Raw genomic sequence first — 543 nt, 5'->3', positions numbered from 1 at the left:
GCATAGAAGTAGCCGCTTTCGCACTGCACGTCTTCGGGGAAGTCGTGGCGGTCGCCGAGCGTGGTGTAGGGTTCGGCGTAGTGGTAGGCCTCGCCGTAGGTGCCCTTGGCGCCGCGCGTCTGGTCGATGTCGCCGTCCAGGTGCGCGCGGGCGTCGCGGTGGTGGTAGGCGCGGATGTTCACGTGCTGCTCCACCACCTGGTGTTCCGACTGCAAGGCCCAGACGCTGTCCTCACCGCGGCTGCTTAACCCGGAGAGCGGCCGCAGCGGCAGCTCGACGTCGAACTGGTAGGCGCGCGGGGAGTCGTGGAATTCGACGACGTCGATGCCCAGGCGTTCGTCGCTGGTGAAGCGGTACCAGATGCCGACGTCGGCCAGCAGGCGGGCAATGAAGGCCAGGTCGCTTTCGCCGTATTGCATCACCTGCTCACGCCGGGGGTATTCGCGGTGCAGGTGGAAGAGGAAGTCCTGGCCCCGGAAAGCGTGGCGGCCGCGCAGGATGTGCTCGACGATCTCCGGCACCGAGCGGTGCTGGTAGATCCGG

General features: G+C 67.2%; 1 protein-coding gene. It reads right to left on the bottom strand.

Annotated features, from left to right (window positions below; translation table 11 throughout):
* A partial coding sequence (gene vgrG, locus AC1DVH_RS32550; RefSeq protein WP_477757231.1) for a type VI secretion system tip protein VgrG occupies positions 1–543 on the bottom strand: 543 nt, incomplete at both ends.

The organism is Pseudomonas sp. P4_C3 (assembly GCF_056402075.1).
This window is presented reverse-complemented; position numbering and strand designations above follow the sequence as displayed.